The sequence below is a fragment of the Streptomyces sp. NPDC003247 genome (assembly GCF_042888135.1).
GTDB lineage: Bacteria > Actinomycetota > Actinomycetes > Streptomycetales > Streptomycetaceae > Streptomyces.
Genome location: NZ_JBIAPF010000007.1, coordinates 354,977 through 367,940, shown reverse-complemented (window position 1 = coordinate 367,940; position 12,964 = coordinate 354,977). Strand labels below are relative to the sequence as shown.

Annotated in this window: 10 protein-coding genes; 7 read left to right on the top strand and 3 right to left on the bottom strand. The window is 74.1% G+C overall.

All coding sequences use genetic code 11. The features are described from left to right. Window positions 1-11: 11 nt before the first annotated feature. Entirely contained in the window at window positions 12-1,754 is a 1,743-nt protein-coding gene (locus ACFYWQ_RS25150; RefSeq protein WP_389519106.1) for a hypothetical protein, read from the bottom strand. A gap of 322 nt (window positions 1,755-2,076) precedes the next feature. Here ACFYWQ_RS25150 and ACFYWQ_RS25145 point away from each other — a divergent pair, with 322 nt between their 5' ends. Next, window positions 2,077-2,526: a hypothetical protein gene (locus tag ACFYWQ_RS25145; protein WP_389519105.1), complete on the top strand. Its 450-nt coding sequence runs from the start codon at window positions 2,077-2,079 to the stop codon at window positions 2,524-2,526. 121 nt (window positions 2,527-2,647) lie between these two features. Here the strand turns inward: ACFYWQ_RS25145 and ACFYWQ_RS25140 are convergent, their stop codons facing one another. Continuing rightward, entirely contained in the window at window positions 2,648-2,929 is a 282-nt protein-coding gene (locus ACFYWQ_RS25140) for a hypothetical protein (RefSeq protein WP_389519104.1), read from the bottom strand. A 284-nt stretch (window positions 2,930-3,213) separates the two neighbouring features. Between ACFYWQ_RS25140 and ACFYWQ_RS25135 the strand changes: the two genes are divergently transcribed. The 3 genes from ACFYWQ_RS25135 (at window position 3,214) to ACFYWQ_RS25125 (ending at window position 5,721) form a co-directional block, all read left to right on the top strand. Next, window positions 3,214-4,212, top strand: a complete 999-nt coding sequence (locus ACFYWQ_RS25135) for a hypothetical protein (RefSeq protein WP_389519103.1) — start codon at window positions 3,214-3,216, stop codon at window positions 4,210-4,212. 197 nt (window positions 4,213-4,409) lie between these two features. Continuing rightward, a complete protein-coding gene (locus ACFYWQ_RS25130) occupies window positions 4,410-4,754 on the top strand; it encodes a hypothetical protein (protein ID WP_389519102.1) in 345 nt (114 codons plus the stop codon). Continuing rightward, entirely contained in the window at window positions 4,699-5,721 is a 1,023-nt protein-coding gene (locus tag ACFYWQ_RS25125) for an endonuclease/exonuclease/phosphatase family protein (RefSeq protein ID WP_389519101.1), read from the top strand. Before ACFYWQ_RS25130 ends, ACFYWQ_RS25125 begins: the two co-directional genes overlap by 56 nt. Before the next feature lie 34 nt (window positions 5,722-5,755). On the opposite strand, the gene ACFYWQ_RS25120 is transcribed toward ACFYWQ_RS25125, so the two are convergent. Further along, the gene (locus ACFYWQ_RS25120) at window positions 5,756-7,858 is read right to left on the bottom strand and encodes a PhoX family protein (RefSeq protein WP_389519100.1); all 2,103 of its coding nucleotides are present in this window, start codon (window positions 7,856-7,858) and stop codon (window positions 5,756-5,758) included. Window positions 7,859-8,905: 1,047 nt separating this feature from the next. On the opposite strand from ACFYWQ_RS25120, the gene ACFYWQ_RS25115 reads away from it, so the two are divergent. The 3 genes from ACFYWQ_RS25115 (at window position 8,906) to ACFYWQ_RS25105 (ending at window position 12,921) form a co-directional block, all read left to right on the top strand. Continuing rightward, the gene (locus tag ACFYWQ_RS25115) at window positions 8,906-10,495 is read left to right on the top strand and encodes a VWA domain-containing protein (protein WP_389519401.1); all 1,590 of its coding nucleotides are present in this window, start codon (window positions 8,906-8,908) and stop codon (window positions 10,493-10,495) included. Between the two features lie 131 nt (window positions 10,496-10,626). After that, window positions 10,627-12,243 carry a methionine--tRNA ligase gene (gene metG, locus ACFYWQ_RS25110; protein WP_389519099.1) on the top strand — a complete coding sequence of 539 codons (1,617 nt, stop codon included), beginning with the start codon at window positions 10,627-10,629 and terminating at the stop codon, window positions 12,241-12,243. A 201-nt stretch (window positions 12,244-12,444) separates the two neighbouring features. Further along, window positions 12,445-12,921: a hypothetical protein gene (locus tag ACFYWQ_RS25105; RefSeq protein WP_389519098.1), complete on the top strand. Its 477-nt coding sequence runs from the start codon at window positions 12,445-12,447 to the stop codon at window positions 12,919-12,921. Window positions 12,922-12,964 lie beyond the last annotated feature (43 nt).

Here is a 12,964-nt window from a genome sequence, read left to right as displayed (position 1 = left end):
CCTGCTCAGCCTCAGCCCTGGGTCTGCAACTGGTGCAGGTGCTGGCGGACGTGGTCCAGGGCGCCCTCGCGGCGGCCCGGGACGCGGCCGCGCAGGTCGGCGAGGTCCGGGCCCAGTTCCCTGGCCCGGTCGGCGTCCGGGATCCGGCCCCACTGGTGGTGCGCCCGGTCCACGGCCGCCTCCACCGCGGGCGCGTCGGCCGGCTGCCCGGCGGCCAGCCGCGCGCTCGCGACCGCCATCCACGTACGGCAGCTGCGCTCCGCGTCCCCCGCGAACATCGCCAGGTCCGCCCGCACCTCGGCCCAGTGCAGCGCCTCCTCCGAACCGGGCCCGTGCGCGGCCGCGGCGGCCCGCTCGCAGCGGGCGGCGAGCGCGTCGGCGTCCGCGTGCTGCCCGGACTGGACGGCGGTGGTGATCGCGGCGTGGGGGTCGTCGTCGGGCGCCGCGTCGTCCGGGGTGACGTCCGACCCGGTGCCCTGCGGGGTGTCCGGCGCGGCATCCGGCGCGGTGCCCTCCGGAACGTGCGGCGCGGCATCCGGCGCGGTGCCCTCCGGAACGTGCGGCGCGGCGTCCGGCTCGGTGCCCAGCGCGGCGTCCGGCTCGATGCCCTCCGGAACGTGCGGCGCGGCGTCCGGCTCGGTGCCCAGCGCGGCGTCCGGCTCGGTGCCCAGCGCGGCGTCCGGCTCGATGCCCTGCGGGACGTCCGGCTCGGTGCCCTGTGGGCCGTCCTGCGCGGTGCCCTGTGGGCCGTCCTGCGCGCCCTCCGGCGTCCGGGTGGTGCCGGTGACCGCCGGGACCGCCGGGGCCGGTACGGGAAGCGCGGAGGCGGGCTCGGGGGCCGCCGGGACGGGTGCCGTGGGAGGGGCGGGGGCGGGGAGCGCGGCGTCGGCGGGGACGGCCGGCGGAGAGCCGGGCGCCGGGAAGCCGGGGAAGGCGGCGGCCGGAGGGGTCTGAGCCGCTACGGCAGGAGAGGCCGGGACCGCGACCGGGACCGCGACCGGGGCCGGGACCGGGGCCGGGACCGGGACAGCACCGCCGGGGAACGGGGAGCCGGGGAAGGGAGCCACGGCGAACGGGGCCGCGGCCGCGGAGGAGGCAGAGGGGGCGGAGGGGGCTCCGGCGGGTCCCACTCCGGACACCACCAGGTCCCCCACCTCCCCCTCCGACGCGATCCGCGCCAACGCCATCTGGTGCAACTGCTCCGCCGGCGGCCGCCCGCCGCTGCGCAGTATCGTCGCGACCGCCCTCATGTACGTCGGCGACGCCACCCGCCGCCGTCCGGGCGGCGGCGCGATCCGCCCGTGCACGGCGACCGACGGCCCGCAGTCCAGGCCCCGCCCCCGCAGCCACTGCCAGGTCTCCGCGTCCGCGTGCAGGTCGACCAGCAGCGTCGTCGCCCCGGCCGGCCGCAGCCGCAGCTCCTCCCGGAACCAGTGCCAGGGGAAGGCCGTGTACCGGACGGTCGCCGGTGTCGTACGGGCCAGCGCGAGATGGGGCAGCCGCTGGCGCCGGTCGAGCTGGAGCTGACCGGCGACGAACACGGTCAGCGGCCCGGGGGCGGCCGCGGCGGCCCGCAGCCGGGTGAGGACGGCCTGCGGTTCGAGCGGATCGGCGAGCTCGACGACGTTCGCGGTGTCGGTGCCGGCCAGCACCGCGGGCGGCACCGCCGCGAGCACGGGAAGCACGGAGGCCGCCTCCACCAGGCATCCCTTGCCCACGGGTGAGGCCGCCAGCAGCAGCACGGTTCCGGGCATCGTCCCTCCCCCTGTCGATCACGTACGGCAGCACCGTAACCGCTGCTGCTGCAAAGGAGGGGCCCAGGTCTGCAAACGTCCCCGTACGGGGCCTTCGTCGGTCTCGGCCCCGCACGCCGTCCGCGAAGATCGGCGCCCGGCCACGGGCGGCAGCGGCGACCGGCCGGCCACGGGCGGCGGCGGGCGACCGGCCGGCCCGCCGCGGGCGGCGACAGGCAACCGGCCGGCCCGGCACGGGCGGCGACAGGCAACCGGCCGACTTGCCACCGCCCGCGCCCAGGTGTGCCCTGGAAACCGGGGGCGAGGAGAGAGGAGTGCTCTCATGGCTCATGCGGCACCCGCACCGAGCGTGCGGCCCCCGTCCGCCGTCACCACCACGACGCCCGACGTCTTCGGCGCGCGGACCCACCTGATCGCGAAGTGGGCGACACCCGTCACCCTCGGGCTGGTCTACGGCTACTGGGCCGCCGCCAACCAGCGCCACGGCGGCCCGGTCACCGGCTGGAACATCCTGTTCGGCTTCGTGACGGCGCTCGTGTTCGTCGGGCTGTACGCCGCCGTACGCGCCCTGGCCTCCCGCATGCGGCGTGAGGTGCACGCCCTGCTGTGGGCGGCGTTCACCGGCTGCGCGGTGGGCTTCCTGATCAGCCAGACCGGCGCGAGCGTGCTGAACTCGGCGGGCATCGCCGTGGCGTGCGCGGCGGGCTGGTTCGGGGTGCTGTTCTACCGCTACTACACGCACGAGGACGCGGAGGGACACCGTATCTTCTGACCCGCGGTCTCCGACCCACGGTCTCCGACCCACGGTCTCCGACCCACGGTCGTCCGACCCGCGAGGACATACGTGGGCCCCGGCGGTTTTTCGCCGGGGCCCACTTCCCTCATCCCTCCACTCACCGGGCCAGTGGGGTCCACTCCCACTCGCCCGACGAGGTACCGGACGTATCAACGGAGGCCTCGCAGACGCCGACGGTCCAGGAGCTCGAGTAACTGAAGGCGTCGGCCAGGGTGGCACTCCAGTCGTGTCCCAGGACCAGGCAGTCGACGCCGTTCGCTCGTGCTTCGGCGGTGGCCCGCGGGGCTGCCGACGCCGTGGTGCCCGCCGCCGTGACGGCGAGGGCTCCACCGGTGAGCAGGACCGCGGCCAGAGCCCGCAGGATCGGAGTGGTGCGCATCATCGCCTCCTTCTCCCGTCCCCCCTGATCCATGAGACACCCGTTCGGGTGAACCCTCCACCGGAGACCGCAAGACCGCCCGCCACCTGCGCGGACGACGGACCGACCGGCCGCCCGCCACCTGCGGGGACGGCGGACCGACCGGACAGTCACCGCACCGGACGGCGGGCCGACCGGCCGGTCGCCGCACCGGACGGCGGGGCAACCGGCCGTCCGTGGGCGGCCGTCACCCGAGCGGCCCAGCCCCGCTGGCGCACCCGCCGCCGCTCCCGTTGTCTGAGGGCGTGTCCCGACGCCTGCGAACCGCCGTCTCGGCCGTCACCATCGCCCTGGCCTGCCTCCTGCTGCCCTTCGGCGCGTTGGCCGCCTGGGCCGCGTACGGCCTCACGGACACGGGCCGTTACGTCACCACGATGGCGCCGCTGGCCTCCGACCCCGCCGTCCAGGACGAGGTCGTGGACGCGGTGGCCGCCGGCATCCTGCGGGAGGCCGCCACCGACCGCCACCGCCCCCTGCACCCCGAGGTGACGCCCTTCGTGCACGACGCGGTGCGCTCCTTCACCCGGACCAGCGCCTACCGCCGGGCGTGGGACGCGGGCAACGAGGAGGCGCACAAGGCCGTCATGACGGCGCTGCACGACGAACGCGCCCGCGGGATCTCCGTGGACCTGGCTCCGGTGACCACGCGTCTCAAGGCGCAGCTCGTCGCCGACCGGGTGCCGTTCGCCGAGAAGGTGCCGATCCGGCACACCAGCGTCGCCCTGCTCCCGGCGAACGACCTGGCCACGCTCCGGAAGGGCTACCACGTGCTGGACGTCGCCGGTTTCTGGCTCCCGGTCGCGGCGGTGGCCCTGGCCGCCACGGGCATCGCCGTCGCGGTGCACCGCCGCCGCGCCCTCACCGCCACCGCCCTCGGCACGGCCCTCGGCGGCGCGTTCCTGGGCCTGGCGGTGGCGCTCGGCCGCCGGCTCACTCTCGGGGACCTCCCCGACCAGACCCACCGCCCGGCCGCGGCCGCCGTCTACGACGCCCTCACCTCGACCCTGCGCACGGTGTCCTGGCTGCTGCTGACGGCGGGCCTGACGGTGGCGGGCACGGTGTGGCTCACCCGGCAGATCCGCGTCCGCCGCACGGCGCACTCCCGCCGGCCACCGACCGGCCCCACCCCGGCGCCCCCCGCCCCCGGAACCCCACCCGCGCCCACACCCACAGCCACACCCACGCCCCCGGCCTCACCCCCGCCCCAGACACCGCTCACGCACCCGCCCAGCCGCCTCGGCTGAACCACCCCCACGCCCCCACGCCGCCTGTCCCCCAGTCCCCCTGACCGCGGCTCACCTCGGTCAGCCCCCGCGCCACTCCATGGGACGTTCCCCTCCGTCCGGGGGTGGCAGGGCCGGCCGGCGGGTGATCCCTGGCCGGACTGGCCGGCGGGTAATCCCTGGCCGGACCGGCACCCGCCCGGCTACCGTCACCGGGCATGCCCAGCACGACGACGCTCTGGCGTCCCACCGGCCCGGAGGAACTGGCCCTCGTCGAGGCGTCCGGATGGACCGCCTGGCCGCCCCGGCTGCCCGAACAGCCGATCTTCTACCCGGTGCTGAACGAGGACTACGCGGTGCGGATCGCCCGGGACTGGAACGTGCCCGCGTCCGGAGCCGGGTACGTCACCCGGTTCGAGGTCGACAGCGACTTCCTCCGGCGGTATCCCGTACGGCGGGCCGGGGGAGAGACCATCCTGGAGCTGTGGGTGCCGGCGGAGGAACTGGATGAGTTCAACGCTCACATCGTCGGACGCATCGAGGTCGTACGGGAGTTCCGCTGACGTGCCCGGCGGGCGGCGGCGGTGGACGCTGGTCGGGCGCTGGTGCGCGGGGGCGCTGTGCGCCGGGGTGAGCCTGGTCGTGGGGTGCCGGACCGCGGACACCGACGCCGTCACGCCCGTACCGCAGCTCCTCGCCTTCCTGCCGTGGCTGCTCGTGCCGGCCGGGCTCGGGCTGGCGCTGTCCCTGCTCGCGCGCTGGTGGACCGGGCTGGTGTGGGGGGCCGTGCTGCTCGCCCTGCTCGGCTGGTTCACCGAGCCGTACGGGAAGGGGAGCCGGCCCGAGGGGGTGCCGGTCGCCCGGGTGCGCGTCCTCACCTCCAACGTCGAGTTCGGCCGGGCGACCGACGCGCTGATCGCCGCCGTGCGACGCGAGCGGCCCGACCTGGTGTTCGTCGAGGAGTGCGAGTACGGCTGTCAGGCGGCGGTGGTGCGGGAGCTGGGGGGCGGCTACCCGCACCGGCGGGCCGTGCCGGGGGACACCTCGGTCGGGTCGGTCATCCTCAGCCGGTTCCCGCTCACGCCGACCGCGGGCGTGCCCGGCCGGATGGGCATGCCCGGGGCGGTCGCCGACGTCGACGGGCACCCCGTACGGCTCCAGCTCGCGCACCCCAAGCCGCCGCTGCCCCGCCAGGTCGCCCTGTGGAAGCGGGAGCTCGGCCGGCTGGCGGACTTCGCCGCCGCGCACCGCGCCGACGGGCCGCTGATCCTCGCCGGGGACTTCAACGCCTCCCAGGACCACGCCGCGTTCCGCCGCGTCCTCGACACCGGGCTGTACGACGCCGCCCGCCTCGCCGGGGCGCACCGCGAACCCAGCTGGCCGACCCGGACCACGCCCGCCCTCGGCGCCCAGATCGACCACGTCCTCGTCTCCGGGGAGTTCTCCGCGCGCCGCGCCCGCTTCCTCGACCTGCCCGGCACCGACCACCGCTCCCTGCTGGTGGACCTCACGCTCCACCGGCCCCGCTGAACCGGGGACGGTGGAGCGCGAACGGCACCGGCCGCTAGACGCCGATGTCCTCGCCGTCCTGGCGCCACACGGCCACGACCGCCGGGCGGACGATCTTGCCGGCGCCGTCCGGCCAGGTGCTGGCCGGCTTCTCCACGGACGCGCCGTCCACCTCACCCGGGTGCTGGACGGCGACCAGGACACGGCGGTCCTGGATGAGCGGACCGCAGGTCTCGGCGCCGGTCGGCACGGTGAGGAACTGCTTCAGCTCGCCGCGCCGCGCACCGCGCGTCGCCACGCCGAACAGACCGTCGTGCGAGCCGAGCTGCGCGCCGTCCGTGGAGATCCACAGGTTGCCGTGCGGGTCGAAGGCCACGTTGTCCGGGCAGGAGATCGGGCTGACCGAGTCCTTCGGGAAGCCCGCGAAGTACGTCGCCGGGTCCTCCGGGTCACCCGCGACCAGGAACAGCGACCAGGCGAACTCCGTCGCCTCCGCCCGGTTGCGGCGCTCGGTCAGCTCCAGGACGTGCCCGTGCTTGTTGGCGTTGCGCGGGTTGGCCTCGTCCGGCTTGGCGTTGGAGCCGACACCGCGGTTGCTGTTGTTGGTGAGGGCGACGTACACCTTGCCGGTGACCGGGCTGGGCTCGATGTCCTCGGGCCGGTCCATCTTCGTCGCGCCGACCTTGTCACCGGCGAGCCGCGTAAAGACGAAGACCTCCTCCGCGGTCATGCCCTCGACGTGCGAGACGGCGCCCTCGGCGGTGGCGGTGGCCAGCGGGATCCACTCGCCGCTGCCGTCGAACTCGCCGTCGGCCGGCAGCGTGCCGGTGCCGTCGATCTCGACGGCCGGGGAGTCGCCGGTGAGCCTGGCGACGTACAGGGTGCCCTCGTCGAGCAGCGAGAGGTTGTGCTCGCGGGCGGCGCGGGAGCTGCCGTGCTTCATCCGCTTGCTGCCGACGAACTTGTAGAAGTAGTCGAAGCGCTCGTCGTCACCGGTGTAGACGACGGGCCGGCCGTCGGAGGTCAGCCGCACGGTCGCGGCCTCGTGCTTGAACCGGCCGAGGGCGGTGTGCTTGCGGGGCGTGGACGTCGGGTCGTACGGGTCGAACTCGACGACGTACCCGAACCGGTGCACCTCGTTCGGCTCCTGGGCGACGTCGAACCGCTTGTCGAACCGTTCCCACTTGCGCTCGGTGGCGCCGGTGCCGATGCCGTACCGCTTGTCCGTCGTCCGGCTGCTGTTGGCGAAGTACTGGTTGAAGTTCTCCTCGCCGTGCAGGGTGGTGCCCCACGGGGTGGTGCCGCCGGAGCAGTTGTTGAGCGTGCCGAGCACCTTGGTGCCCGTCGGGTCGACGGACGTCTTCAGCAGGTCGGAGCCGGCGGCGGGACCGGTCAGGCGGAACTCGGTGGTGGCGGTGACGCGCCGGTTCAGCGAGTGCCGGGGGACGGCGACGAGCTTGCCGGTCGTGCGGTCCTCCTCCACGACGACGGCGGACAGGCCGTGCGCGGCCCAGGCGATCTCGACCTGCTGCCGGGTCGGGTTGGCGGCGTCGTAGCCCCGGAACATCAGGATCTCGTCGGTGTACTCGTGGTTGGCGACGAGCAGCTGCCGGTTCCGCTCGCCCGGCAGCGGCAGCAGCGCGAGGAAGTCGTTGTTGTAGCCGAACTGGCCCGCCTGGGCGGCCGGCGTCTGGTTCTCCGGGTCGAAGGCCGGCGCACCCCGCAGGATGGGCTCGCCCCAGCGGATCACGACGTTCTGCCCGTACCCGTCCGGGACGACCACGGCGTCGGTCGTGTTCGGCGCGACGCTGCTGTAGCGCAGCCCCTTCGCTGCCTTGCCGCCCGGTTTCGAGGTCTTCTGCGCCGCGGAGGCGGCGGAGGCCGCGGTCGACTCCTGGGCCGCCGCGGCGGCCGGACGCGCCCCGGCGACGACGCCCGTCGCTCCGGCGGCACCCGCGACGGTGACGACGGCGGCGGCGCGCATCATCGAGCGGCGGCTCAGGGCACCGGCGATGACGTCACCGACGTAGTCGTTGGCGCTGGTGTTGGGCACCTCGTGGAAGCAGGCGTCACCACACCGGAAACGGCAGGTCATGGCGGATCGTCCGCCGGGATGCGACTGGGACGGCGTTCCGATCAGCGGCAGAAGCTTGCGCACCTTTACTCTCCCCTTGCGTGCCCATGGTGTGACCGTGACGGTAGGGGTACATATGTGCGGAAGCGCTGACGCTGAGTGAACGGCGGGTGAATCCCCGGCTGCCACAAGGAGGTTGACGGAACGCCGAGGCGGTGTTGACACACCTGCCTTCCGCCCACTCACCCCTCCCCAAGATCACCGCTCAGGGCCGCTAACCTTACGTGTCCGTCCTGGCCAGGGATTGACGGGCATCAACTCACGCGAAGGGTTGCGCATATGGGCATTCTCACTCTCCTGCGGAACGCGTTCGGCCGCTCACGCAAGACGCACACGGCCGAGGCAGAGGGTGCGGAACGGGTTCCTTCGCAGGAGGCGCCGAGGCAGGAAGCACCGGCGCAGGAGCCCCCCGCGCAGGAAGCCCCCGCCACCCCCGAGGCGACCGAACCGGCCGCCCCCACCCCCCACGTCCCCGAGCCCCGCACCGCGCCCCCCACCGAACACGACCTGGTCGCAGCAGCCTTCGACAACGTAACGGTCCCCAAGCCGTCCCGCCCCACAGAGGACACCCTCTCCGCGACGGCGAAGCCGGCGGAGACGCCGGCGGAGGCTGCGGCGGAGGCGGAGGCTCCGACCGTGACGGCTCCGGCGGCTGAGGAGCCGACGGCGGTGGAGGCGGAATCGGCTCCGGTGACGGAGGAGGCCACGGCGGGCGTGCCGGAACCGGCCCCGGGCGTGGAGGAGGACGCTCCGGCCGAGGAGAAGCCCGCTGCGGTCACGGAGGAACCGGCCCAGGCCGCGGCTGAGGCCGTACCGGTGACGGAGGAGGCCGCTCCGGCCGAGGAGAAGCCTGCTACGGCCGTGGAGGAGCCCGCTGCGGTCACGGAGGAACCGACCCAGGTCACGGAAGAGCCGACGCCGGTCGCGGACGAGGTCTCGCCGAAGGCCGAGGACTCCACTCCGGCCGTGGAGGAGCCCGCTGCGGTCGCCGAGGAACCGGCCCAGGCCGCGGAAGAGCCGACGCCCGTCGCCGAGGAACCCACTCCGGTCGCCGAAGAGGCGGCTGCGGCTGTGGAGAAGCCCGCCACGGTCACGGATGAGCCGACGCCGGTCGCGGACGAGGTCTCGCCGAAGGCCGAGACCGAGGCCGAGCCGACGGCGGTCACCGAGACGGCCACGCCGGACACCGAGTCCGACGCGGAGGAGACGACCGCCGCGTCCTCCGCCGAGCCGGTCGCCGCGGAGCCGGCACAGGAGGCCGAGCCCCAGGTTGCCGCGGAAGCCGCGGAGACGACGGAGGCCGCGGAGGAGCCGGAGGCCGCACCGGAGACGAAGCCGGTCGCCGAGGCCCCGACGGCGAAGCCGGAGCCCGCCCCCGAGACGACGCCCGCCACCGAAGAGTCCGCCGCCCCGGAGCCCGAGGCCGCGACCGAGCCGGTCACCGAGGAACCCACCGCATCGCCCGAGACCGAGCCGACCGCCGAAGAGCCCACGGCGGAGGAGCAGCCCGAGGCCGAGACGGCTCCCCCCGTCGAGGAGGCCACGCCCGAGGCCGAGCCGGCGCGCGCCGCCGAAGAGCCCGCCCTGGCAACCACCTCGGAGACCGAGCCCGAGCCCACCACCGAGGAGCCGGCCTCCGAGCCGGAGCCGGTCGCCGAGAAGCCCGAGCCCGTCACGGAGCCGGTCGCCGAGGAGGCCACCCCCGAGCCCGAGGCCGCACCTGCCGCTCCCGCCACCGCCGCCTCCGAGGAGCCGACGACCCCGGATGCCCCCACGGCGGAGCCGGCCGACACGGCGGAGCCCGTGGAGGCCGCCGAGGCCGCCGAGCCCGCCGAGGCCGCCGAGCCCGCCGAGGCCGCCGAGCCCGCCGAGGCCGCCGAGCCCGCCGAGGCCGCCGAGCCCGCCGAGGCCGCCGAGGCCGCCGAGGCCGCGGCCGCCGACGGCGAGGAAGCCCCGCAGGGGCCACCCGCACCCGACGACGAGAGCCGCACGGGTGGTGCGGGTGGGAACGACCCGGCCGAAGGCAAAGCCGAGGCCGAGGCCGAGCCCCCGACAGCCACCCTCGCCAACCTGAACCTCGCCGGCACCCACGCCGACGTCTACCTGGTCCTCGACCGCTCCGCGTCCATGCGCCCGTACTACAAGGACGGCTCCGCCCAGGCCCTCGCCGACCAGACCCTCGCCCTCGCCGCCCACCTCACCCCGGAGGGCACGGAGCCCAAGGTCCACGTCGTCTTCTTCTCGACGGAGGTCGACGGCACCGCCGACCTGACCCCCGCCGACCCGGAGAACAGGATCGACGAGCTGCACGCCGGCCTCGGCCGCATGGGCCGTACCAGCTACCACGCCGCCGTGGAGGCCGTCGTGTCCCACCACGAGCGGCACCGGGCATCGGCGCAGTCCCCCGCACTGGTGATCTTCCAGACGGACGGCGCGCCGGACGCCAAGACCCCCGCCACCCAGTCCCTCACCGACGCCGCGAAGAACCACCCCACGGTCTTCTTCTCCTTCGTCGCGTTCGGCGAGCACGACAACAAGGCCTTCGACTACCTGCGCAAGCTGAAGACCCCCAACACGGCGTTCTTCCACGCGGGCCCCACCCCGCGGGAGCTCACGGACCAGGAGCTCTACGAGGGCGTCCTGGCGTCCTGGCGCCCGTAACCACCCGCCCGCACCCGCACGACCACCCACCCCACACCAGCCCCCGGGGGGTGGACGGACCGCCGCCCAGGCCCCGTCCACCCCCCAAACGCAGGTGAGTGGACCTTCCCGGGGCCAGTAGGATTCCGGGCATGGCGGCCACTGGAACCGAGAAGCAGGGGACGAAGGCTTACTACGTCTCGACCCCCATCTACTACGTCAACGACGCTCCTCACCTGGGCCACGCCTACACGACCGTCGCAGGGGACGTGCTCACGCGCTGGCACCGTCAGCGCGGCGAGAAGGTGTGGTACCTCACCGGCACGGACGAGCACGGTCAGAAGATCATGCGCACGGCCGAGGCCAACGGCGTCACCCCGCAGGAGTGGGCGGACAAGCTCGTCGACGAGGCCTGGCGCCCCCTCTGGGAGCACCTCGAGGTCGCGAACGACGACTTCATCCGCACCACGCAGAAGCGGCACACCGACCGCGTCCAGGAGTTCGTGCAGGACCTGTACGACAAGGGCGAGATCTACAAGGGCGGCTACGAGGGCCCGTACTGCGTGGGCTGCGAGGAGTACAAGCTCCCCGGCGAGCTGCTCGACGGCGAGGGCGACTTCGCGGGACAGAAGCTCTGCCCGATCCACAAGAAGCCCGTGGAGATCCTCAGCGAGGAGAACTACTTCTTCAAGCTGAGCGAGTACGGCGAGAAGCTCCTCGCCCACTACGAGGCGAACCCCGGCTTCATCCAGCCCGAGTCCGCGCGCAACGAGGTCATGAATTTCGTCCGGCAGGGACTCCAGGACCTCTCCATCTCCCGCTCGACGTTCGACTGGGGCATCCCGATCCCCTGGGACACCAAGCACGTGATCTACGTGTGGGTCGACGCGCTGCTGAACTACGCCACGGCGGTCGGCTACAACGAGAACGAGGAGAAGTTCGAGGCCACCTTCCCGGCCGACGTCCACCTGGTCGGCAAGGACATCCTCCGCTTCCACGCGGTGATCTGGCCGGCGATGCTGATGGCGCAGGGCCTGCCCCTGCCCGGCAAGGTCGCCGCGAACGGCTGGCTGATGGTCGGCGGCGAGAAGATGTCGAAGTCGAACCTGACCGGCATCAAGCCGCAGGACCTCACCTCGCACTTCGGCGTGGACGCCTACCGCTGGTACTTCCTGCGCGCGATCGCGTTCGGCCAGGACGGCTCCTTCTCCTGGGAGGACTTCTCCGCCCGCTACACCAGCGAGCTGGCGAACGACTACGGCAACCTCGCCTCCCGCGTCGCCGCCATGGTCGGCAAGTACTTCGACGGCCGGCTGCCCGAGGCCACCGCCGACGGCGAGGCCGAGAAGGCGCTGCACGACGGGCTGGCCAAGGCGGTCGCCGAGGCCGACCGGAAGATCGGCGACGAGCTGGACTTCCAGGGCGGCATCCTGGCCGTCTTCGACTTCGTGAAGCAGGTCAACGGCTACATCACGGAGCAGGAGCCGTGGAAGGTGGCCAAGGACACCTCGGACGAGGGCCAGGCCCGCCTCGCCACCATCCTGTACACGGCCGCCGAGTCGCTGCGCGCGGTCGCCGTCCTGCTCAACCCCGTCATGCCGGACACCTCCCAGAAGCTCTGGGACTCCCTGGGCGCCGAGGCGACCCTGGGCGCGCTCGCCGAGCAGCGGGTGCAGGAGGCCGGCGCGTGGGGCCGGCTGCCCGCCGGTTCCACGGTCACCAAGGGCGCGGTGCTCTTCCCGCGCCTGGAGGAGAAGCCCACCGCGTAGGCCGTCGGTCCACGGTGAACAGGGCCCGGGAAGCGTACGGCTTCCCGGGCCCCGCCCGTTCCGGACCCCGCGTCCCCCGGGACCGGGTCCCCGGTGCCCGCGCCCCCGGAGCCCGGGGCCCACCACGCCCCCGAAGGCGGGGGCCCCCGAAGCCTGGGGCCGCGTTTCGCCATGTTCCCGCCAACCCGTATGGTTTTCGCCATGGCAGTCCCCGACGTCATCCCGATCGGCTACCGGCCGAAGCAGCGCACCGAGTCCATCGGCCGGTACGCGGACGGTCAGTTCCTCGCGTCGATCACGTACGCCTTTCCCGAGGGATTCGGCCTCGACGAGGGGTGGGAGGAACACAAACGCCTCTACACGGTGCTCCACACCTTCGACGCCGACGGCCGCTACCGCGACTCGCAGATCCGGTGCGCCGGCACCTGGGCCGACCACCTGCGCGACCCGCACGGCGAGGACTCGGTCCTCACCCGCGCCCGCGTCCACCTGGCCCACCTGCTGCGCAGCCTCCCGGGCCGGTCCTACACGGACATCGCGATCCGCCCGTTCCAGGTCACCCACGAGGGCGTCGTGTTCGGCCTGGTGGTCCGGAAGGACGAGGACGAGAGCTGGGCCGAGCTCTACCCGGACCGCCTGGCCTTCGCCGCACCGTGGGACGGCACGTACGACACCTGACCGCCCGGCACCTCACCGCCCGGCACCTGACCACCCGAAGCCT

Coding starts and splice junctions, on each gene's coding strand:
- ACFYWQ_RS25150 (WP_389519106.1), bottom strand. CDS start 1,754: ATGCCCGGAACCGTGCTGCTGCTGGCGGCCTCACCCGTGGGCAAGGGA.
- ACFYWQ_RS25145 (WP_389519105.1), top strand. CDS start 2,077: ATGGCTCATGCGGCACCCGCACCGAGCGTGCGGCCCCCGTCCGCCGTC.
- ACFYWQ_RS25140 (WP_389519104.1), bottom strand. CDS start 2,929: ATGCGCACCACTCCGATCCTGCGGGCTCTGGCCGCGGTCCTGCTCACC.
- ACFYWQ_RS25130 (WP_389519102.1), top strand. CDS start 4,410: ATGCCCAGCACGACGACGCTCTGGCGTCCCACCGGCCCGGAGGAACTG.
- ACFYWQ_RS25125 (WP_389519101.1), top strand. CDS start 4,699: ATGAGTTCAACGCTCACATCGTCGGACGCATCGAGGTCGTACGGGAGT.
- metG (WP_389519099.1), top strand. CDS start 10,627: ATGGCGGCCACTGGAACCGAGAAGCAGGGGACGAAGGCTTACTACGTC.
- ACFYWQ_RS25105 (WP_389519098.1), top strand. CDS start 12,445: ATGGCAGTCCCCGACGTCATCCCGATCGGCTACCGGCCGAAGCAGCGC.